24 protein-coding genes are annotated in these 21,425 nt (G+C 43.7%); all 24 read left to right on the top strand.

Annotated features, from left to right (window positions below; translation table 11 throughout):
- Positions 1-9: 9 nt before the first annotated feature.
- On the top strand, positions 10-864 hold the full coding sequence (locus AQULUS_RS06380) for a hypothetical protein (RefSeq protein WP_148339251.1): 855 nt from the start codon (positions 10-12) through the stop codon (positions 862-864).
- A gap of 2 nt (positions 865-866) precedes the next feature.
- Positions 867-1,181: a hypothetical protein gene (locus AQULUS_RS06375; RefSeq protein WP_148339250.1), complete on the top strand. Its 315-nt coding sequence runs from the start codon at positions 867-869 to the stop codon at positions 1,179-1,181.
- Between the two features lie 15 nt (positions 1,182-1,196).
- Positions 1,197-1,475 (top strand): hypothetical protein, encoded by a 279-nt coding sequence (locus AQULUS_RS06370; RefSeq protein ID WP_148339249.1) that lies wholly within the window; start codon positions 1,197-1,199, stop codon positions 1,473-1,475.
- 2 nt (positions 1,476-1,477) lie between these two features.
- Positions 1,478-3,730, top strand: a complete 2,253-nt coding sequence (locus AQULUS_RS06365; protein WP_148339248.1) for a hypothetical protein — start codon at positions 1,478-1,480, stop codon at positions 3,728-3,730.
- A gap of 66 nt (positions 3,731-3,796) precedes the next feature.
- Entirely contained in the window at positions 3,797-4,231 is a 435-nt protein-coding gene (locus AQULUS_RS06360; protein WP_148339247.1) for a hypothetical protein, read from the top strand.
- A gap of 21 nt (positions 4,232-4,252) precedes the next feature.
- The gene (locus tag AQULUS_RS06355) at positions 4,253-4,639 is read left to right on the top strand and encodes a hypothetical protein (protein WP_148339246.1); all 387 of its coding nucleotides are present in this window, start codon (positions 4,253-4,255) and stop codon (positions 4,637-4,639) included.
- A 169-nt stretch (positions 4,640-4,808) separates the two neighbouring features.
- Complete coding sequence (locus AQULUS_RS06350; RefSeq protein WP_148339245.1) at positions 4,809-5,333, top strand: HK97-gp10 family putative phage morphogenesis protein; 525 nt, start codon at positions 4,809-4,811, stop codon at positions 5,331-5,333.
- Positions 5,330-7,570 (top strand): phage tail tape measure protein, encoded by a 2,241-nt coding sequence (locus AQULUS_RS06345; RefSeq protein ID WP_148339244.1) that lies wholly within the window; start codon positions 5,330-5,332, stop codon positions 7,568-7,570. Before AQULUS_RS06350 ends, AQULUS_RS06345 begins: the two co-directional genes overlap by 4 nt.
- Before the next feature lie 9 nt (positions 7,571-7,579).
- Positions 7,580-8,203, top strand: coding sequence for a hypothetical protein (locus AQULUS_RS06340; RefSeq protein WP_148339243.1), 624 nt, complete (start codon positions 7,580-7,582; stop codon positions 8,201-8,203).
- Complete coding sequence (locus AQULUS_RS06335) at positions 8,203-8,499, top strand: hypothetical protein (RefSeq protein WP_148339242.1); 297 nt, start codon at positions 8,203-8,205, stop codon at positions 8,497-8,499. Before AQULUS_RS06340 ends, AQULUS_RS06335 begins: the two co-directional genes overlap by 1 nt.
- Positions 8,499-9,707: a hypothetical protein gene (locus AQULUS_RS06330; RefSeq protein WP_148339241.1), complete on the top strand. Its 1,209-nt coding sequence runs from the start codon at positions 8,499-8,501 to the stop codon at positions 9,705-9,707. Before AQULUS_RS06335 ends, AQULUS_RS06330 begins: the two co-directional genes overlap by 1 nt.
- Positions 9,707-10,312 (top strand): type VI secretion system Vgr family protein, encoded by a 606-nt coding sequence (locus AQULUS_RS06325; RefSeq protein WP_148339240.1) that lies wholly within the window; start codon positions 9,707-9,709, stop codon positions 10,310-10,312. The genes AQULUS_RS06330 and AQULUS_RS06325 overlap by 1 nt, the downstream gene beginning before the upstream one ends.
- 12 nt (positions 10,313-10,324) lie before the next feature.
- On the top strand, positions 10,325-10,696 hold the full coding sequence (locus tag AQULUS_RS06320) for a GPW/gp25 family protein (RefSeq protein ID WP_148339239.1): 372 nt from the start codon (positions 10,325-10,327) through the stop codon (positions 10,694-10,696).
- Positions 10,696-11,823: a baseplate J/gp47 family protein gene (locus AQULUS_RS06315; protein ID WP_148339238.1), complete on the top strand. Its 1,128-nt coding sequence runs from the start codon at positions 10,696-10,698 to the stop codon at positions 11,821-11,823. The genes AQULUS_RS06320 and AQULUS_RS06315 overlap by 1 nt, the downstream gene beginning before the upstream one ends.
- A 29-nt stretch (positions 11,824-11,852) precedes the next feature.
- Positions 11,853-12,521, top strand: a complete 669-nt coding sequence (locus tag AQULUS_RS06310) for a hypothetical protein (RefSeq protein WP_148339237.1) — start codon at positions 11,853-11,855, stop codon at positions 12,519-12,521.
- Positions 12,522-12,540: 19 nt separating this feature from the next.
- Positions 12,541-14,493, top strand: coding sequence for a hypothetical protein (locus AQULUS_RS06305; protein WP_148339236.1), 1,953 nt, complete (start codon positions 12,541-12,543; stop codon positions 14,491-14,493).
- Between the two features lie 12 nt (positions 14,494-14,505).
- Positions 14,506-16,182 carry a glycine-rich domain-containing protein gene (locus tag AQULUS_RS06300; RefSeq protein WP_148339235.1) on the top strand — a complete coding sequence of 559 codons (1,677 nt, stop codon included), beginning with the start codon at positions 14,506-14,508 and terminating at the stop codon, positions 16,180-16,182.
- A gap of 13 nt (positions 16,183-16,195) precedes the next feature.
- Positions 16,196-17,830: a hypothetical protein gene (locus AQULUS_RS06295; protein ID WP_148339234.1), complete on the top strand. Its 1,635-nt coding sequence runs from the start codon at positions 16,196-16,198 to the stop codon at positions 17,828-17,830.
- A gap of 351 nt (positions 17,831-18,181) precedes the next feature.
- Entirely contained in the window at positions 18,182-18,499 is a 318-nt protein-coding gene (locus AQULUS_RS06290; protein ID WP_148339233.1) for a hypothetical protein, read from the top strand.
- Positions 18,486-18,836, top strand: a complete 351-nt coding sequence (locus tag AQULUS_RS06285) for a hypothetical protein (protein ID WP_148339232.1) — start codon at positions 18,486-18,488, stop codon at positions 18,834-18,836. Before AQULUS_RS06290 ends, AQULUS_RS06285 begins: the two co-directional genes overlap by 14 nt.
- A gap of 8 nt (positions 18,837-18,844) precedes the next feature.
- Positions 18,845-19,195, top strand: coding sequence for a hypothetical protein (locus AQULUS_RS06280; RefSeq protein ID WP_148339231.1), 351 nt, complete (start codon positions 18,845-18,847; stop codon positions 19,193-19,195).
- Between the two features lie 48 nt (positions 19,196-19,243).
- Positions 19,244-20,463, top strand: a protein-coding gene (locus tag AQULUS_RS06275) for an IS3 family transposase (protein ID WP_148339230.1) whose coding sequence is annotated in 2 segments (ribosomal slippage) — positions 19,244-19,598 and positions 19,598-20,463 — 1,221 coding nt in all. Because the reading frame shifts where the segments join, the coding sequence is not laid out codon by codon here.
- On the top strand, positions 20,464-20,622 hold the full coding sequence (locus AQULUS_RS13215) for an Acb2/Tad1 domain-containing protein (protein ID WP_456298083.1): 159 nt from the start codon (positions 20,464-20,466) through the stop codon (positions 20,620-20,622).
- Positions 20,623-20,819: 197 nt separating this feature from the next.
- On the top strand, positions 20,820-21,425 hold the full coding sequence (locus tag AQULUS_RS06270; protein ID WP_148339229.1) for a tyrosine-type recombinase/integrase: 606 nt from the start codon (positions 20,820-20,822) through the stop codon (positions 21,423-21,425).

Genomic DNA, 21,425 nt, shown 5'->3' with positions numbered 1-21,425 from the left:
GTGTGGTATATGGCTACAATAAATGCTATTAATTCGCCTATATTAAACTGTATTTCATCCGGTCGTTTAACCTTAACATCAAATACGCCTGTTACGACATCTGATGTTACAGGTGCCACAACTGTTTATTACACCCCCTATATAGGCTGTGTTGAAAGCGTATATAACGGTACCGTTTGGGAGCTATTAACTTTTACACAGCTTTCAATATCAGTTCCGTCTACTACCAATACTAATTATGATGTCTTTGTATATAACAACGGCGGTGTGCTAACAGCCGCTTCGCCCGTAGCTTGGACGAACGACACTACACGCGCGACCGCGCTTGCTTACCAAGACGGTGTGTTAGTGAAAAGCGGTGATGCTACTAGGAAATTCATAGGCTCATTTAGGACGGGTAGTGTTAGCGGGCAGGTTGCTGATTCAAAATCATTTCGTCATGTATCAAATTATTACAATAGAATTTCTAGACCATTATTAGTAACTGATAGTACATCATCGTGGACATATACTAGTAGTTCATTCAGACAAGCTAGGGCAAATTCAGCAAACCAATTGGATGTGCTTATTTGTTATGCTGAAGATGAAATTTATATATCAGTTCAAGGTTTATGGCAAGGTTCATCAACTGGAGCCAGCGGTAATTTGGGTATAGGTATTAATTCAACATCTACTAATTCAAGTTCATTAAATTCTAATATGCAAACTGCTGTTGGTAATGTTGCAAGATATATGTCGTTGGCAATTTACAATGATATCCCGCCTACGGGTAGAACAACATTTGTATGGTTAGAATCTGGCGCAAATTCAGTTACTTTTTACGGTAATCAAAATTCAGGGATACATGGCATTGTTAGGAATTAAAAATGGATTTAATTGAATTTTTACATAAAAAAATTAATGCTTTATGTCCTATAGTTGGTGTCAGCATAGGAGATGAAGATAATAAAAATACATGGGAGATTCATTATTCTGATATAGCTACAAATGCGCAAAAACTAGCCGCTCTTAATGTATTAAATAATTTTGTGTGGGATATATCAACCAAAGCACAAGCATTAAAATTAAAATTAATTTCTGAATATCAGGATGAACCATTATATAAAAAAATGTTTAAACAGTATTTAATTAATAATCCTGCAGCCACATTCTCTGATTATATTGATTATTTGAATAGTTAAATTTAAGGATTAATTATGGCCGTTTATAAATTAATGGTGGTAAGCCCGTTTGAAAAATATAAACGCGGTGATTACATTTACGAACAGGAATTTGTAGAAAAGATTTTAGACCCTAATAGCCCGTTTCATGAATACAACAACAAAGTAAGAAAAATCTTGCTATCTGAAAATGAAAAGAAGGTTTACGGAAAACCTGAAAAAGTAAAGTCAGGTGATGCACATGAAAAGCCGTTGCGCATTGAATCAATCAAGGACGATGGCAATAAGTCGTCCAAACCCTATAGGAGAATTTAACAATGACTGTCTTACCCCAAGGCAATTATAACACCAATGCGTTAACGGTACCTGATTTGTATATTCAGATCGTAGCACCGCAAAATGCTTTTATTAACGGTATACCGACAAACATTATGGGCGCCGTAGGCACCGCATCATGGGGGCCGGTTAATAGTCCGCTAGGTGTCAGTACGGTTAATGATTATATACAGTCATTCGGGCCTATCCTTACCAACAAATATGACATGGGTACGCACGTGGCAATGGCCTGTTTACAAGGGGCTAATAACATTAAGTGCGTGCGTGTGACGGACGGTACTGATACCGCCGCTAGCGTTGCCGTATTGGATACCGCGGGTAGCCCGGCTACGGGTTTGACGCTTAATGCCTTATATACGGGTGAGGTGGGCAATACGATCAAGGCAACTGTTTCGGCCGGTACTTCAAGCACCGTTGCAACGCCTAGTTACAAATTAACTTTGGCTATCCCCAACGGTTCACCTGAAATTTTTGACAATATTAGCGGCTCAGGCGCAACGATTTGGGAGAACATGACAAATGCCGTGAACCTAGGGCAGGGTGCCATCAGGCCGCCCTCACAGCTTTGCACCGCATCGTTGGCCACCTATATTTCATCGGTATCTGTAACCGCGGCGGGTAGTTATGCCACATTGCCGACTTTAGGCACTACGGGCAACGGGTCGGGCGCGGTGTTGGTGCCTACCATGAAAGCGGTATCGGCAACCGTAGCGGCGGCGGGTACCGGGTATGTACCGGCTGACACCATTACCGTAACCGGCGGCACCCATACGGTCAATTCAATTTTTGAAGTGGCCACCACCAAGCTGGTAAGCGTTGCGGTAGATTCGGGCGGTTCAAATTATCAGGTGGGCGATACCATTGTGTTAGCGGGCGGCACCGCTACCACCGCCGCTATTTTAACCGTTGAAACGGTTAGCGGCACCGCCGTTGCAACGGTTTCAATAAGCAATGCCGGTGCATACACGGCAAATGCGGCCTCATTTACCCAAGCGGCTACCTCCGGCGTGGGCACGGGCGCTACCTTCGATACTACCGTATGGGGCGTAAATACAGTAACGGTTGATACCGCCGGTGCGTATACCGCGTTACCGTCAAGCCCGGTAGCACAAGGTTCGACATCAGGTGCGGGCACCGGGTGTACGCTTACTGTGCTTTGGGGCCTCTTGTCTGTAGCGGTCAGTGCGGGCGGTTCAGGTTATGATTCAACATCCGCCCTATCAGTAACGGGCGGCGGCGGTTCAGGCGGCGCAACGGGTACTCTCTCTTTAAGTTCACCCCTTGCACCGGCATTAAGCACCTACACCCTAAGCGGGGGTACAAACGGCAATAACAATGTCGTCGATAATACCCTAATAGGGCAAGACGTGGTGCCGCGCAAAGGCATGTACGCCTTACGCAACAGCGGCGCTAGCGTAATTGACCTTTGTGATGTGACAGACAGCACTACTTATACGACACAGATTGCCTACGGCTTGAGCGAAGGCGCTGAAATGATCATGACGGGCGCCGCCGGGCAAAGCATAAGTGCCGCTATTACCGCCAAACAGACTGTAGGGGCTGATAGTTATGCCGGTAAAATAATGATAGGTGACTGGTGCTATTTCAATGACCCGTACAATAACGTGTTAAGGCTGGTCAGCCCGCAAGGCCCTATTGCCGGTATTATTTCGGTATTAAGCCCTGAGCAGAGCGACCTTAACAAACCGTTATACGGGATTACGGCAACACAGACCACCTATGCTAACCAAACATACAGCCCTAGCGATTTGCAATTGATTGCAACCGGCGGTTTGGATGTCATCTATAACCCCTCACCCGGCGGCCAATATTTTGCGGCCCGTTTCGGTCGCAATTGCTCAAGCAATGCGGCTGTAAACGGCGATAACTATACCCGCTTAACAAACTATATTGCCTATTCATTAAATGCGGTGATGGGCCAGTTTGTCGGGCAGTTACAGACCGCCTCACTACAATTACAGGCCAAGACGACATTGCAAGCATTTTTAGGCAACTTGCAACGCCTAGGCATGATAGGTACATCAGACGGTTCGCCCGCGTACCAAGTGGTGCTTGATAGTAGCAATAACCCGCAAAGCCGTGTCGCATTAGGGTATATGCAGGCTGATGTGAAAGTGATTTATCTCAGCGTTGTCCAGTATTTTGTCATTAACATCCAAGGCGGCCAGTCAGTCACTATCCAGAAATTGGCTACGGTACCTGTTTTATCTTAAAACGGCATTTCAATAAACACATAAGGCCCCGCTATAGGCGGGGCTTTTTATTAGGAGATAGCTATTATGCCTTTAGTCGGGATTAGTGTAGGTAAAGACATTACCGTTACTTTATCTGATGACGTGAACGGCTTTATAACGATTAACCGTGTCAAAAACTGGAATGCCGTACAGCGTAATAATAAGCGCGAAAGCATTGCTTTAGACGGCGTGAACCGTTACGGCAATTTCCCCATAGGTTGGGAGGGGAGTTTTGAGATGGAAAGAACCAGCGCTGATGTTGATAATTATTTTGCCGCGCTTGAACTTGCTTACCAGAACGGTGAAAACATACCTTTAGTGACCATTACTGAAACCATTACCGAGGCTGACGGTACTATTAGCCAGTACCAATTCCAGAATTGTGTCGTGCAATTGGATTCATCGGGCAACTGGTCAGGTGATGATTATGTCACGCAGAAAATCAGTTTTTCAGGTTCATTCAGGAAACAGCTTATTTAATTTTTAACGAGTATTTTTAATATGAATGCAAAAGTAACATTACAACAAACGCCGAGTGAGAAAATCATCAATAAACAACAGCGCGAATTTATAGGCGAGGTTGTTGATGATGAGGGGAAAGTATACAAATTGCGCATACCCGACCCTTGTGACGAGTTTGATTTAACGGCGGCACTAGGCAAGGACGCGGGCATGAACACCGCATTACAAGCACGCGCATTGCCTTTGATCTGGATTGAAAGCATAGACGGCACCCCGTTTACACGCCCCGGTTCATATAATGAAATACGCGCGGCACTTAAGCGGGTAGGCAATAGCGGTATGCGCGTTATAATGGAAGCTATGCAACGTTACTATGAATCTATCAACCTGGGTTCAGAGGAGAATGTTGAGCAATTAAAAAAATAGTAAGCTCCCCCGCCTTGCGTGAAAGCCTTTGGCTCGTAAAAAACCATGTACCTTTTGATGTCGCATTCAGGCTCACGCCTTTAGAGCGCGCGGCATATTGTATCATTATGTCTGAGCATGACGGGGGTAAGTTTAACTGGCGCACTATGTCTTTTGAGGAGCCTAAAGCGTGAATAAATTTTTTTCCAGCCCGCAAAAATTTGCCGAGCATTTATTGAAGGCGGCAACGGCTGAGATAAACGCTATTAAAAACGGGCTTGATAAGGTTGCTGAGGTAGTAGAAAAAGAGGCAAAGAATGAAATCGGGCATTTGCAAAAAGCTAAAGGGCCTTTCCCCGCTTGGGAGGAACTTGCTGATGCAACAAAGGCTGACAAGGAGCGGTTGGGGTATGTTTACAACCGCGATTATAACCCCTTGTTCAGGACGGGTGAGTTACGGGCTAGCATACAATCAGAAGTGAATATGGCTGAGCTATATGCGATTGTGGGTTCTAAAAGCCCTATAGCGGCTTTTCAGGAGTTCGGTACATCACGCATACCCCCGCGCCCTTACATAGGCCCCGCATTTTATAAAAACCGCGCCCTTATTGCTAAGATTTTCGGCAAAGCGGTATTAGTAGGTATTGCCGGGGGGCACACTATCAGCATGGATATCGGTAAAGAGCTAGGCTACCACCAGGACATCAAGCTATGAATGAAAATTATACCGTTGCGGTCAAGCTGTCACTTATAAATGACGTTAGCAAAGGCATGATTGCTTTAGGTGCGCAATTTTCTACATTACAAAAACAAGCTGATTTATTCCAAGCAAAGCTTACCGCTATTAAATCAACCGCGGCCATGGGCGGTGTATTGTTGGCAAGCGGTGCGGCATTAGCGAGCCCTTTGATCGTAGCAACCAAGATGGCCGGTAACCTTGAGCAACAATTAAAGAACGTACAAATTGTTACCCATGCCACTAACAAAGAGATGAATGATTTTAGGGGCACGTTAGAAAACTTGCCCGGTATGTTCAGTAGCTTGGAGGCGGCTAACATTGCACGCCAGATCGCACTTAGCGGTAATTTCAAAATACAGGATGTCGCGGGGTTGATGCCTGAATTTACGAAATTCGCTACTGTACAAAAAATGCTTAAAGGTACTGATTATGAAAAGTCTACCGAAATGGGCATTAAAATTGCTGAGATCACCGGCCATTTTGACCCCGAATCAATCAAAAAGTCATTAGATGCCTTTAATAAATTAAGCCTTATCATGCCCGGTAGCTTGGATAAGGTATTAAAAGCATTCCAGTATGCCGAAGGTACGATGAAAAATGTCATGGGCGTAAGTGATGAAACCACTATGCTTATGGTTGCCATGTTGCAACGCATGGGTGTTGAAAGCACGCGTGCCGGTTCATCATTACTTTCTATGGTGTCACGTACTATCCCCCAAGTGATGGGTTCAGGGCTATGGGTAGGGCGTAGTGCTGAAGCGTTAAAAAATATGGGCCTATTAAATGCCGCGGGGCAGGCTGATGTATTCACCGAAGGCAAGTTTGATTTCTATAAGTTCATGGGAAAAATGAGCAATTATGTTATTGAGCAATTCAAGCAAAACCCCGCACAAGTTGCCCGTAATAACATAATGAGCAACATGCAATTTGCATTCGGCACCACGGGTACGCGGCTTGCCAGCATTTTTATGACAGGTAAAGGGTTGGGGCAGATGGCTGAAATTAACCAGCAATACAAAATGCACCCTGACCTAGAGAAAACATACAATGAAATGAATGATCTATTTAATAAACAATTATATGAATCAGCGGCACGTTTCAAAACTGTGATAATGGAATTGGGTGTGACGTTATTGCCTATTGCTACCGGCGCACTTAAATATTTCAATGAACATATTATAAAGCTCACAAATTATGTGCGTGAAAACCAAGCGACTGTAGGCAAGATCGCAAAGACAATCCTTGCTGTGGCCGGGCTTACCGCTTTAGGGGGCACGTTGTTATTGCTTAAAGCCGGGTTAACCGGTTTACTATTGCCGTTATCACTCGTTACTAAAACAATGCCCGCATTAATGCTGGCAATCACCGGCATATCAGTGCCGGGCATCATAGCGGCGGGGGTAATAGGTGCGGTAGGTTACGGGTTATATAAGCTGTATGAGAACGGGTACCTATCAGGTGAAACTGTTAAAAATTTAGCGGTTACGATTAAGAATAGCTTGGTGGATGCGGTTGAAAAACTGAAGGCTGAGTTCGAAAAACTTTCAGATATGTTTCATTATATTGCCGACACCTTGAAAACAGTATTTGATTATATCGGGGATAAAGTAAAAAAAGTCACCGCCTATTTAGGTGAAAATTTCCCCCTGCATGATGAGGGCGGCCGGCAAACAATGACGGGTGCCGTTTTGCAAAAAGCGCAAAATATTTACACCTCTAGCCCGCTCGAAAAAGTAGTTAATACCGCATTAGGTGCGGTGACTATGCCTTTTAGGGGTGCATACGCGGCGTATGATTTATTGAAAAAAACAGGGCAATATGATGCCGATAAAATGCCCGCTATAAAAGCGGTAGCCCCTGAAGCCCCTAAGTATGATGCCGCTTATTTTGCAACCGTATTGCCGCAACAAAAAACACCCGTACAGCCTATCAATAACCATACAACCAATAATTATTCAACAGTAAATAATTCGACTAATAGCCCCGCGCCTAATTTCATATCGCATAGGCAAGCGCAAAATGCACCCGCGCAAGCCGCGCCGCAAACCATCCAGATTCAAAATGATATACACCTAGACGGTAACAAAATAGGCACGCAACTTGTAAAGAAAATTTACCAAACGGCAACAGCCTCGCCTAATACGGGTTCAATGTTTGATTCTAGCTTAAGCCCTATGCCTACAAACGTAAATGCGTTCGGTATTACCTATTAAGGGGTGGCAATGGATACGCTCGTCAAGTTGGGTGATTTTGTTTTCCGTGATTTCGAAATCCCTGATTACATTAATTTCGGCGGCCAGCAACAATTGGTACAGCATGACCTTATAGGCGGCAACCGTGTTGTAGATTCACTGGGTAAAAATGATACTGATATAAGTTGGAGCGGTTTGATAACGGGTAGTGATGCGCTTGAGCGCGCTGAACAATTGAACCTGATGCGTGCGCAAGGGCAACCGTTAACGCTTACATGGTTTAACCTATCATTTACCGTAATAATACAAAGCTTGAACTTGCGTACTGAGCGGTATTACAAAATTGATTATGATATAAACTTGCGCGTCATTATAGATAGAACAAACCCTAACGTTAATACCACGCCCGTAGGGTTTAATGAGGCTATTAACGGTGACTATACGACAATATTGGCAATCGCGGCAAATTTTATTAACCCCGCATTAAGTAGCGCATTAACTACGTTAGGCACGGCCATACAAGCGGTGCCCACCTTCAACGGGGCACAGCAAAGCACCACCTCACCCGTTGTAGATGCAATAAATGCGACTATTGATGTCGTGCAACAATCAATAAATGAAATTGCCGGTACATCTTTCGGGGGTTCTACGTAATGGTTGCGCAAGATCAAGCGGCACAGAGCCAGCTAGAATACTGGCAACTATACGAAATATTGTTTTACTTAAACCGTATGCTTGCCAATATTGCTATCATAAACACACCCCCTAACGCAATTACAATTACGGCTGTGAATACCACTTTATTTGCGCTGGCAAAAGAATATTACGGCGACCCTACGCAATGGGTCATTATTGCGCGTGCCAACAACCTAGTTGACCCTATGGTCACGCAATTGACAACGCTTTATATCCCCCCTTGGAACCAGCAAGATACAGGCGGCATACTTTAATGTATAGCAGTTATGACCCGGTAAGCGCGAATATAGGCAATACAAATAATAAAGTGCGTACGCCGCGCGGCTTCGTAAGTATCAACGGTACGCAAGTATTCTGGAAACGTGCCACCATAAACAATACACGTTATGCGGCGGCAAGCACATTTAGCGTTACTATACCCATAAGCACGTTGCCTAAAAATATGCCGCTTGCCACATTGCTTACCACGGGTAAAATCACGGTGCAAATTAACGCGGGCAATAGCACGGCTACCAACCCTAACACGGTTACGGCCAGCGATTTGCCGATGCTGATACTGGGTGATGCTGATGATATTGCATATGACCCTAAGCAATCATTAATCACGCTAACCGGGCGTGATTATGTTTCATATTTTATAGAAAACAAGATTAATAATAATTTATTTAATACCGCCGGTACGGGCATTGATATTAGGGGCATATTATCTTTAGGCGTTGACGGCGTGCAAAGCCCCAGTTCAAGTGAAATTATAAGCAAAATTGCTACGGCAAGGAATTTAACACCGTTTGTAACGCGCACAGCAACACCTTTCGGCGCCTATTTGAACAACCCGCAAAATCAATATACTATGCTTTCTACCAATAGCACGGAATGGGATTTAATGACCTTCCTTGCGCGTGAGGAGGGGTTTGATTTATTTGTCCTAGGCAATAACCTGTATTTTCAACCCAAGGATGAAAGTAACCCTTACCGCATTGTGATGGATACGCCCTTCTTTTCAACGCCGGGTGAAATACCCAATTCAAATGTGACTGAAATACAATTCAAGCGCAACATGCGGTTGTCAAAAGATATCATTGTGAATGTTTATACATATGATGTTTACAAAAATAAACAATTACTCTCTACCGCAACACTTTCACACAATAATGTTACCGATGACGGGGTGGGGGATGCGGTGTATAACTTTGTTTTCCCCAGTTTAACGCAAGCACAGGCTAATAATAAAGCACGGCAATTATTACTTGATATTAGCCAGCATGAAATGGAAATTGATTTTACAATGCCCGCTGATGAAATCATTACCGCGCATTCCGTTATATCGGTAATCGGCACCAATACCGCATTTGACCAGAATTATTATGTGAATAACATCATGCGTGAACTTGATTACCAGACAGGTTACTTGATGACCGTTAATGCGAAAAACCAAAGCCCTTATACTTTGCAGGCGCAATAATGGATATACATAATGTAAACCGGCTATTGAACCTTCTAAAAGGCCAGACAGCCGGTAGTTTTAATTCTATGGCATTTACGCGCATAGGCACGGTAGATGAATATAATCCCGCACTCTACCGCGCATCAGTACGGATACAACCCGAAAACATAAAAACCGACCTATTGCCTATCTTAACGCCGTGGGTGGGTAATAATTGGGGTTTTTATACGGGGTTGAATAACGGTGATGCGGTATGCGTTTTGTTCCTTGCCGGTAATTTTTCATCAGGCATTATATGTCTAGGCTTGAATAATATTGAGAACAAACCCGTAACTGACGGGCCGCCGGCGGGCGAGGCTTGGATGCAACACAAGACGGGCACTTATTTAAAGTTCCTTACCGACGGTACGATTGAAATTAAAACATTAGACGGTGATGAAAATAAAACAAACATTAATATAAATTCTAATATTGTCGTAACCGGCAATATTACTTGCACCGGCGATATATTGGATAATAGCGGTACTAACGCAAACAATATCGCCGCAATGCGCACTATATTCAATGAACACATACACCCTACACCATCAGGCGATAGCGATATACCGACTACACAGATGTAAGGATTTAGAAAAATGGATGCTTACCATTATTTTAGCAATGACCTTGTATCAAGCAATGTAGGCGATTTATTGACGACTGACGGACTGACACTTAGCCAGCAACGCATATTACGCCGCCTTATGACGGTGCCGGGCTCGTATATTTTCCACCCTGATTACGGTGCGGGCTTGCCTAGCTATATAGGTGTGCCTTTTACCGTGCAACTTAAAAACCTGATTATCGGTTTAATAAAACAGCAAATGTATTTAGAGGAAAGCGTAGCAAAGACACCGCCGCCGACCGTACAGCTAACATCAAACTACGGTGCGCTATATGTGAATGTTGAATACACCGAATCAGCAACCCGTAGCATAGTCGTCCTAACATTTAAGGTGAGCGTATAATGCCTTTACAGACACAAGATTTTACGACGCTGGTACGTAACCAGATTGCGGCAATACAGGCAAGCTCTACCGACCTGTTAGATTTTACTACGGGTTCAGTATTGCTTGCGCTTATTGAAGCCAACACCGCGGGTGTTGCCCTTTGGTTGCAGGGGCTTGCATCATATGATCTATCGCTTGCGCGGGCCGCCACCTCAAACGGCACTGATCTTGATAGCTGGATGGCCGATTTCGGGTTTGTACGTGAACCCGCCACCTATGCTACGGGCACCGTCACTTTCGCCCGTACTGATGCAAGCATACAAACGTTAATCGCCGTAGGTGCGCAAGTACAAACCTCAAATGCCGTTGCCGTGTTCAGTGTAACGGCTGATACGACTGACCCTAATTATAATGCCAGCTTAAACGGCTATGTTTTGAACGCGGGTATTACTAGCATAACGGTGCCGGTACAGGCTACCGTGGCGGGCACTAGCGGTAACGTAGGGGCGAATACTATAACGGTGGCTATTTCACCCATTGCCTATGTTGATACCGTCACTAACGCGGCAAGCTTCACAAACGGCATGAATGCTGAAAATGATGCTGATTTTAGAGCACGCTTTGTGCTTTATTTGGCCTCATTAAGCAAGGCAACCTATTCAGCGATTGCCTATGCAATTGAAACGGTGACCGGTGTTACTTCCTATTCTATTACTGAAAATGAGGATTATAGCGGTACGACAAAGTACGGCTATTTTTATGTCGTGGTAGATGACGGCACCGGAACGCCCTCAGGCGGATTTATAAGCACGGTGAATGATGCGGTTGATGCGGTGCGCGGTTTAACTATTACTTTCGGTGTGTTTGCGCCGATAGTTGTAACCGTCGATGCGGCTATGACGGTTACCGCGGCAACGGGGTATGACCACGGTGCGGTGGCCGCATTAGTTGAAACAGCAATTGAGGATTATTTAAACAATCTTGATTTGGGCGAACCTGTTTATTACACCCGCATCATGCAAATAGCATATGACGCATCCCCCGGCGTACTCAATGTTTCAGGCTACACACTTGACGGCGGCACCAGTGATATTGCTATCACGGCAAAGCAAATCGCAAAAGCCGGCACAGTGACTATTTCATAATACCTACCTTACCTTTTTAAGGGTTTTTTATGGCCACGGGCGACCAAGCGGACGTACTGAACCGCATTAACGTGCTATTGCCTAATTGGTTTGACGGCAACGGCAACCCGATACTTGAAGGCATATTAGAGGCTTATGCTTACGCCGGCAGTTTCAACTATTCGCAAATGGCTTATGTCTTGTTACAAATGCGGATAACTACGGCGACCGATGAAAACCTTGATTTAATTGCAAATGATTTTTTCGGGTTTAACGGGTACCCGCGTGCCGCGGGTGAAAATGATGCGAGTTATCGGGCACGGATACTTGCTAGCGTTTTGCAAGAGCGCGCTACACGCAACGGCATGTATACCGTCATCCTGACTTTAACCAACAGGGCGCCTTTTATATTTGAGCCGCAACGGGCGGCTGATAGCGGGGGGTATTCGGTAGGGGGTTGCGGTTATGATACTTTCGGTTCATGGTCAAACCCGAATTGCGCGTACCAATGTTTCATTATCGTCTATACCCCTATTGTAAAACTGGTTTCAAGCGTAGCCGGTTATAACATACCTACCGGCGCCTATAACACGCCTAGCCAAGCCGCTTATTTAAGCCCTAATGATTATGCTTACATCCCCAACCAACAGCAAATATACAATGCAATTAACCTGACCAAGGTTGAGGGCACTGTCTGTTGGGTTCGTTTTTCCACCTAAAGTTTGAACAGGATATAAAATGGACAGACAGTTTACCTACGCGCAGGAAATACCCTTAGATACCGATGTCTTAAATACAAACCTCTATGCTTATATCGGCTTATCAAAACTTGCCGGGGCAATTCTAGGTACCGGAAACACCTTGGTAAATAATGCTACATGCGTGCCTACCGCACCGGCAAGTATGCAAGTATCATGCGGCCCTTGTGAGATATATAGCCTGCAAAATATAGATAATACGCCTTATAGTGATATCCCCGCCGATACCGCGCACCAGATACTTAAACAGGGTATCAATTTAGATGCAACCACATTGAATATAACCGCACCGTTAACGCCGGGTTATAGCCAGAATTACCTGATACAATTCGGCTTCCTTGAACAAGACGGCGGTGCAACCGTATTAAATTATTACAATGCGGCTGACCCGACACACCCTTTTAGCGGCCCCGGCGATTCGGGCACGCCGAATTTTACGGTGCGTGCTGACCAAGTATCAATACAGGCAAAGTCGGGTACCCCGGCACCTACCGGCAGCCAAGCAACCCCTACCCCTGATACGGGTTATGTGGGCGGCTTTGTGGTAACGGTAGCTTACGGCGCAACAGCAATAACGGCGGCTAATATAACGAACTACGCAACACCTAATAGCAATTTCATAAATGAAACATTGCAGCAAAAGATTAGCCAAGCTACCGGCGATGCAAGGTATGCCCAAGCTTCATCCGTACAAAAAGGTCAATATGTGTATGCCGTTGATACGGGTACGGCGAATAATTATGCTGCCAGCCTTTCACCAACATTAACATCATACACCGCCGGCTTGGGCATAAGGTTAAAAGTCGCGCATAATAATACCGGCGCATCAACAATAAACATTAACGGTTTGGGTGCCAAGGCTATTACCTATTCTAACGGTTCTGCATTAATTGGCGGTGAATTAGTAGCAGGTATGATAGCATCATTAATGTATGATGGCACGCAGTTTCAATTTATTAATTCATCATCAAGTAGCTCAAGTGTAAATGCTAATCAAGTACAGAGCAATGTGTATAATTTCTTTGCTGATGTTTCAGCATCCGTAAATACTATAAAATCCGGGATTAACTCCATATCACCTCCTATTATTTCTCCCACAGCTGGTATTTCTTTCTATGTAAAAATTGCAAATACAAATACAGGGTCAACAACTTTAGTCATTCAACAATCACCTACCGCAAATTATAATTTTAATATAACTAATATTGATGGAACATCATTATCGTCAAGTCAATTAATAGCAGGTATGATTGCAGAATTTGTTTATGATGGTACAAATTTACAATTAATGAATCCTGCTATTTCTTCATCTTCTGCGGTAACAGGTTACCAGATACAACAAAACAGTTGGACTTCTGCAACTGATACCGGAACACTCAATCATTATAAATTAGTATTACCGAATACGGGTGTTAGTGGTGCAACTTCTAGGGCCATTATTTCATTTAATCCTATAACTTCAAATACAGGGGCATGTAAAATTGATGTCTTTACATTAGTCAATGCAGATTTAATAAATATTGATGGTTCACCTCTTTCTCCTTATCAAATATTGAATAATAATATTACTAATGTGCAGTATTCTGCGGCTTACGGTGCTTTTGTATTATTAAATCCAGTAATCCCACAAGCGACATTATATAAACCTATTTATTTAATTGATAACGGTTCGTCTGGTAATAATTATGTTTCAACAACTTCACCATATGCAATATTTACTCAATGGATAGTTGGTTTGCCTATGTATTATCTTGTTCCTTTGACCAATACAGGTGCATCAACATTTGATTACACACCCAATGGTAGTATTGGTGCTTTAAATATAAAAAAACCAAACGGTGCCGCATTAGTAGCTGGTTCTATGGTGGCAGGTATGATAGCGCATTTTATATATGACGGCACTAACCTTCAATTATTGAACCCGCAAGCATAAGGGATAATCAAAATGGATAGGCATATTAACTTTATTGCCCAGCAGTTCAAAACGACTGATGTGCTTTATTCAAACCTTTACCCTTATATAGGCTTAGCAAAATTATCAGAAGCATTAATAGGTAATGATACCGTTATAAACGGGCTAGCCTGTACTGAGACGGGGACGCCTAGCATGTCGGTGCTGATCGGCGCGGGCGAGATTTACCAGTTTGCTGATATTGATACTACAGAATATGGTACATTGCCGCCTGATAGCCGACAAATACTGAAACAAGGTATTAGCCTTACAAGCATTACTACTGATGAACTTGCCGCGCCGCCGGTAGCCGGTACTAGCATAAATTACCTTGTGGAATTTACTTTATCAGAAGTTGACGGTGATGCGGCTGTCATACCCTACTATGATGCTAGCAACCCGCCTGTGCCGCTTAACGGCGCCGGCGGTAACGGCATTGCTCAAAACATGCTACGCAAAGATATAGTAAGTTACCAGATTGTGCCGGGTATACCGGCCGCTACGGGTACGCAAACCACACCTACACCAGATGCAGGCTATGTGGGTGCATGGGTGATCACACTTGATTACGGTGATACGGCGATCACCAATAGTAAAATATCAATGTACCCTAACGCGCCTTTCATGGCGGCTTATTATGACGGCACAACTTTAGCGCAATTGCAACAAAGCAATAGTGAAATTTATGCCGCTGATAGTAGCGGCACACCGAATATAGTAACAGCAACATTAAGCCCCGCTTTAACGCAATACGGTTCAGGTGGCTTGCTGGTATATATTCTGATTGCGAATACCAACACGGGGGCTAGCACAGTTGAGTTAAACGGTTTGGGTGCAAAAGATATCATCATGAATGACGGTACAGCTTGCGAAGGGGGCGAACTAGTAGCCGGGCAAATAGCAAAATTTATTTATAACGGTAGTGAATTTCAAATTTTAAATCCCGCAAATTTAACCTTTTCGGGTATAACCCGAATTAACCCGTTAGTTCTAACATCAACATCATCCAGTACCTACACGCCCACAACCGGCATGAAATTCATACGGGTACGTATGGTAGGCGCCGGCGGCGGTGCCGGTGGCAATAAAAACCCCGGCAGTGCATATTATTCAGCACCGTCAGGCGGTAATTCAGGTAGTTACTTGGAATTTTTTATGACGGCCGCGCAGGTAGGTGCAAGCAAAAGTTACCAATGCGGCACGGGTGGTGCGGGCGGTAATACGGCAACACCTACAAACGGTAGCGCTGGCGGTAATACCACATTCGGTGATTGGGTAGCCGCGGGCGGCAAGGGCGGTATTGCCATGACGGGTGTAGTAGGCTCTAGCGTGATAAGCACATTACCGGCACAGAATTCAGCAAACACAATAGGCACAGGTATGTTGTTATTGGATATACCGGGTAGCTTGCCCAATTACGGCGTGGCATTGACGGTACCTTTCGGCATTACTTCGTTAGGGGGTAACTCATACCTCACAATTTACAATATAAACGGCGCCACACAACAAGGTATTATTGATGCAAATATTGCAAATAATATATTCGTATCATCAAGAGCGGGAACCGGTAAGGGTAATGGTGCCAATGCCAATTTAGCTATTAATAATGGTTCAACGCAAGGCGGAAGTGTTGGCGGAAACGGTGTCATATTGGTTGATGAATATATCTAAGGGAGCTATTTAAGTGGATAGAACGCTTGTTTATCAAAGTGCTGTGCCGCAAGACGTAGATATATTGAATACAAATTTGAATTCATATGTGGGCATTGCAAAGTTGGGCGCTGGTTTGCTAGGTACTAATACGCAAATAAACGGGCTAGCCTGTACTGAGACGGGCACACCTAGCATGTCGGTGCTGATCGGCGCGGGTGAGATTTACCAGCTTGCTGACATTGATACTACCGCATACGGTAGCTTGCCCTCTGATGCAACACAGATTTTAAAGCAGGGCATTAACCTAGATAGCATTACCACTACCGCTATGACAGCGCCGGGAACACCGGGGCAAAGCGTTAACTACCTTATACAGTTTACTTTAAGCGAGGTGGACGGGGGCGCCGTAATATTGCCTTATTACAATTCAGCAAACCCGGCGCAAACTTTTGACGGCCCTAATAATAGTAGTCAGCCGAATTATACAATAAGGCAAGATCAAGTCGCATACAATATCAAAGCGGGTACGCCCGCGGCTACGGGTAGCCAGGTAACTCCTACCCCTGATGCCGGTTATGTAGGGGGTTGGGTAGTAACAATTGCTAACGGCGATACGGCGATTACTAATAGCATGATATCGCAATACCCTAGTGCGCCTTTTATTAAAATACCCCCTGTATTATTACAATCAAATTCAGCCATCTATGCCGTCGATACGAGCGGTGCGGCAAATACAATCACCGCCGCTTTAACGCCGGTATTAGCGGCTTATACCGCGGGCATGACACTGTATATAAAAATAGCTAACACGAATACAGGCGCCACAACAGTTAATGTAAATAGTTTAGGTTCAAAGGATGTTAAGCTTGTAGATGGTACCGCATTGTCAGGCGGTGAAATTATAGCGGGGCAAATCGCACAATTAGATTACAACGGCACCTATTTTCAACTGGTAAACCCGGCTAATGTTACTTTCGGCGGAATAACTTCTGTTAATGTGCAGTTGCTAACCGCATCATCAGGTACCTACACGCCTACAACGGGGATGGCCTATATACGTGTCAGGATGGTGGGAGCCGGTGGAGGTTCAGGTTCAATAACAAATGCCGGTGCTTATGCGGTTAGTCAAGGCGGTAGCTCGGGTAATTACCTTGAGTTCTGGATGTCAGCGGCGCAGGTGGGTGCAAGCAAAAGTTACGGGTGCGGCGCGGGCGGTACCGCGGGCACCGCGGGCGGTGACGGGGGTTCAGGCGGTGATACTACATTCGGTGACTGGACAGCTAAGGGCGGTAGGGGCGGTGCGCATCAAAACGGTGTGGCCGGTGCAACAAAATCAAGTTACCCGACCGCGAATACCGCTAATACCGTAGGTACCGGTACCGTTGTAATTAACCAACTAGGTAGCTATGCAAGCGTAGGTTTCTGCACCACCACACCATTCGGTGCCATTTCAATAGGGGGTAATTCGTACTTATCTATTTACAACCAAGACGGTGTAGGGCTAACAGGAAATTATTATATAGCCGCTACTGATGCGGCGGGAATTGACGCAACGGCGCCGGGGAACGGTGCTAGCGGTGCTATAGCATTAAATAGCGCGGCTAACCATGACGGCGGTGTAGGCGGTGACGGCTACATTATTGTTGAAGAATATATCGCCGCATAATAATGCCTTATGAAAAGGGGTAACAAATTTATCTGATAGCGAGGTTGTCATGAAAATGTACGATCTCATCACCGCTCTAATCATCATTATCATTTGGGCGTTCACCTTGGGAATTTGTTTTTCAATCCTTTTGTTTTCTTTTCTATATATTTTTTCTGTTTAATTTTTTTCAGCGTTATTAAGGAAATAAAATGTCTGATGTATTTGTAAGAAATTACACCCCGTTAAATGATGAACAAAAACGTGACATGGACTGGATAAAGCATAAAGCTGAGTGTAACGCTCCCCGCTAATACCGGTCCATCTAGTCACTAATAACGACTAGTAATAGGAACTGCTAAGCAGTTAGAGTTGATTGATTTAGATCTAAAGCTTGGCGCTCAGCAAATAAAAAAGGATGCGGTTAATATTAGGGTAGAGTTACCACGAGAATCATTTTTGCATGCGGTTCAAATCATGACTAATAGCATTTTAGAAGAGAATGGCAAGCAAACAAAAATGGGAATCTTATTGAGTATAGACTCTATTGCTAATGCTCCTTCAACTGATTTTTGGAAATCTCTGCCAGATAATTTAGAAATTATTCATACAGCAAATAAAGAATTATTTTTTGAATTTCTTAAAGAAAAAACTATTGATTCATTGGAGCCTATTTATGGTAATGAATAAAGCTATTTCGAGCACACAAGAGCCGAGCACTTATAGCGGAATAGCATTATTATCTGTATCGACTGTAGCCGGTATATTGATTGGTGGATTTGTTGTTTCTGTTCCTAAAAATGAAATGCCTGTACCATTTGCTACAAAATATTACTCTGCCATGAAGGATAGTTCTTATGATAGTCATAGTGATATTTTAAAAACAGATTTTTCTTTGGTTTCTGATATTGCATTTGACGAATTAATGGGTTTGTTTTATCAGAAAATGCTTACTTCTCAAGAAAAACTTGAGAGCGATTTTAGTAAAATTTATTTTAAAAATGCTTGGAACTTGTACGAAAGCTAAGAAAAATAATGACTGACACATTTCCAGAAGATATAAAGAATCATCTGCCTGCTTATCTTTCTCCTGAACAGAAAGAAGATTTACTTAATCAAATACGAAATTTCCCTAAGATTAATTATTATATTCACAAGCATGATCAAGAAGTGTTGCAGGGCGATGGTTGGGCAGGGTTCACCATTTTGGATTTTGTAAGCGGTGAAAGGAAAAGTGTAAAAGGAATAGTTTTGTCAAATAGCTGTGATGTAGATATTCAAAACGAACGTGATTTAGATGTTAATGTTGTTTTTGTTCCTCTGGTAAAAATCGATAATTATGAGAAATTACTTCGTGATGCTGGATTGTGTAACGCTCCCCGCTAATACCGGTCCATCTAGTCACTAATAACGACTAGTAATAGGACTAGTATTATGACTATATCAAACACAATAGAACCTGTTGAAATTTACTCCAACACGCAACGCAGAAAGCGCTGGTCAGCCATAGAAAAGCACAAAATCGTTCAAGAAACGTACCAACCAGGTGCCACCGTCTCGTATATCGCCCGTAAACATGGTATACCCCCGAGTCAATTATTCTATTGGCGTAAAGTGATGGAGAGCGGTGCCTTGACTGGTATTAAAACAGAAGAAGAACTCGTTCCAGTGAGCGAAGTTAATGATTTGAAAAAGCGTATCAAGCAGCTGGAGCGCGTGCTTGGCCAGAAAACGATGGATATCGAAATTCTGCGCGAAGCAGTGAAAATAGGTCGCGAAAAAAAACTTATCTCACGGCAACCATTGCCCGGATTGGAAGATTTGGATTAAGGGCTATTGCACGGGCACTACAAGTTGCGCGTTCAAATATTATGGAGAAGCTGAAGAAAATGAAAAAGCACATTACACGATATAATCCGCAGGAAGATGAAGCTCTGTTGCCATACATTCGTGAAATAGCGGATCAACGTGGCAGTTACGGTTATCGACGCATCACGACGTTATTGAACCATCGCTTGCGAAATGAAGGTAAAAATACGGTAAATCACAAGCGCGTCTATCGAATCATGAAGCTGAATAAATTGCTTTTACCAGCTTATGGTAAGAAGCCGTCGCGCATACATGATGGCAAGATTATCACGCTGAGAAGCAACACTCGGTGGTGTTCAGATGCATTTAGCATTCAGTGCCAGAATGGAGATAGAGTGTTTGTAGCCTTTGCGATGGATACATGTGATCGAGAAGTGCTTGGATATGTTGCATCAACAATTGGTATTGATGGTGAAGCCATTCGTGATTTGATGACTGAGTGCGTTGAACACCGATTTGGAAAAGTTGATAGACTGCCACGCCCGATACAATGGCTCACTGACAATGGACCTTGCTATGTATCGCATGACACCGTTAAATTTGCTAGGACACTCGGCTTTGATGTTTGTACAACACCATCTTACAGTCCGGAAAGTAATGGTATGGCTGAGGCTTTTGTTAAGACTTTTAAACGAGATTATGCGTCATTGGATAAGCTTGAGAATATGCATGATGTGATGAGCAAGCTATCAAGATGGTTCGATGACTATAATGAGAATGCACCCCATCAAGGATTGAAAATGATGTCACCACGTCAATTTTTAAGGGCTGCGAACGGAAACTAGGTGGTCCGGTTTAGCGGGGGCAATTCCACTGAGGAGTTATTTCACGCAATTGAAACGCCGCAATATGCCGATGCCCGTATGAAAGCCATTGCAAAAACCAACCTTGAACAGGCGGTCATGTGGGCGGTGAAGGGTGTGACTAATCCCCCTAAAGCTTAGAAAGTAGTCAGCGAAATATAGGTTGTTCCACGCAAATGTTTCACGCCGGAAATGTTATAAAAGATTCATTTTTCAACATTACCAATAATCATGCGGGTTCCCTTAGTTGCTTAAAGTTTTGCCTACGTTTTTCACTTGATTAGATTATAAAATGTCTTAAAATCCACATTTTATAATATTTTATAAGTGGGTAAAAAATGGCAAGGCAAAACCGTGGACAAGCCAAAGTCCTAACGAAGGATGAATTCAAAAGACTGATCAAAATTGTTTCTGCTAGAAAATATGCCAAACGCGATTACCTAATCCTCCTTTTTTCTTTCGGGTTAGGGTTACGTTCAATAGAAATAGCCAACCTCAAAGTCAAAGACGTGCTTGACGATAACCTAAACGTACATGAAGTGGTTGAACTACAACGTACCAAGGGTAATACGCCGCGCGCCATGTATTTAACTGATGAACGCATTAGAGCCGCTATTAAAGATTATATTGATTGGCGAATTGACCGCGCGTTAAAAAAACGCGAAGTGTTTTCGCGCAACCAACCATTTTTTGTTTCGCAAAAAGGGGGCGGTTTTTCTAACATCACACTCACCATGTTGTTTGATAAAATCTACAAAGAAGCAGGTATAAAAGCAAGTTCGCATAGCGGCCGTAGAACGTTTGCAACGAATTTAGTAGAAGAAGGCATTGATGTTAAATCATTGCAATTGTTAATGGGCCATTCCAATGTTCAACAAACATTGAAATATGTTGACGGCAACCCTGAACGATTAAAAAAATTGGTCATGAATGCGCTTTATTAA

It is taken from the genome of Aquicella siphonis (assembly GCF_902459485.1).
Taxonomy (GTDB): Bacteria; Pseudomonadota; Gammaproteobacteria; order DSM-16500; family DSM-16500; genus Aquicella; species Aquicella siphonis.
This window is presented reverse-complemented; position numbering and strand designations above follow the sequence as displayed.

Excerpts from the sequence above, each read along its gene's own strand:
- AQULUS_RS06380 (WP_148339251.1), top strand. The coding sequence starts at position 10 with ATGGCTACAATAAATGCTATTAATTCGCCTATATTAAACTGTATTTCA.
- AQULUS_RS06375 (WP_148339250.1), top strand. The coding sequence starts at position 867 with ATGGATTTAATTGAATTTTTACATAAAAAAATTAATGCTTTATGTCCT.
- AQULUS_RS06370 (WP_148339249.1), top strand. The coding sequence starts at position 1,197 with ATGGCCGTTTATAAATTAATGGTGGTAAGCCCGTTTGAAAAATATAAA.
- AQULUS_RS06365 (WP_148339248.1), top strand. The coding sequence starts at position 1,478 with ATGACTGTCTTACCCCAAGGCAATTATAACACCAATGCGTTAACGGTA.
- AQULUS_RS06360 (WP_148339247.1), top strand. The coding sequence starts at position 3,797 with ATGCCTTTAGTCGGGATTAGTGTAGGTAAAGACATTACCGTTACTTTA.
- AQULUS_RS06355 (WP_148339246.1), top strand. The coding sequence starts at position 4,253 with ATGAATGCAAAAGTAACATTACAACAAACGCCGAGTGAGAAAATCATC.
- AQULUS_RS06345 (WP_148339244.1), top strand. The coding sequence starts at position 5,330 with ATGAATGAAAATTATACCGTTGCGGTCAAGCTGTCACTTATAAATGAC.
- AQULUS_RS06340 (WP_148339243.1), top strand. The coding sequence starts at position 7,580 with ATGGATACGCTCGTCAAGTTGGGTGATTTTGTTTTCCGTGATTTCGAA.
- AQULUS_RS06335 (WP_148339242.1), top strand. The coding sequence starts at position 8,203 with ATGGTTGCGCAAGATCAAGCGGCACAGAGCCAGCTAGAATACTGGCAA.
- AQULUS_RS06330 (WP_148339241.1), top strand. The coding sequence starts at position 8,499 with ATGTATAGCAGTTATGACCCGGTAAGCGCGAATATAGGCAATACAAAT.
- AQULUS_RS06325 (WP_148339240.1), top strand. The coding sequence starts at position 9,707 with ATGGATATACATAATGTAAACCGGCTATTGAACCTTCTAAAAGGCCAG.
- AQULUS_RS06320 (WP_148339239.1), top strand. The coding sequence starts at position 10,325 with ATGGATGCTTACCATTATTTTAGCAATGACCTTGTATCAAGCAATGTA.
- AQULUS_RS06315 (WP_148339238.1), top strand. The coding sequence starts at position 10,696 with ATGCCTTTACAGACACAAGATTTTACGACGCTGGTACGTAACCAGATT.
- AQULUS_RS06310 (WP_148339237.1), top strand. The coding sequence starts at position 11,853 with ATGGCCACGGGCGACCAAGCGGACGTACTGAACCGCATTAACGTGCTA.
- AQULUS_RS06305 (WP_148339236.1), top strand. The coding sequence starts at position 12,541 with ATGGACAGACAGTTTACCTACGCGCAGGAAATACCCTTAGATACCGAT.
- AQULUS_RS06300 (WP_148339235.1), top strand. The coding sequence starts at position 14,506 with ATGGATAGGCATATTAACTTTATTGCCCAGCAGTTCAAAACGACTGAT.
- AQULUS_RS06285 (WP_148339232.1), top strand. The coding sequence starts at position 18,486 with ATGGTAATGAATAAAGCTATTTCGAGCACACAAGAGCCGAGCACTTAT.
- AQULUS_RS06280 (WP_148339231.1), top strand. The coding sequence starts at position 18,845 with ATGACTGACACATTTCCAGAAGATATAAAGAATCATCTGCCTGCTTAT.
- AQULUS_RS06270 (WP_148339229.1), top strand. The coding sequence starts at position 20,820 with ATGGCAAGGCAAAACCGTGGACAAGCCAAAGTCCTAACGAAGGATGAA.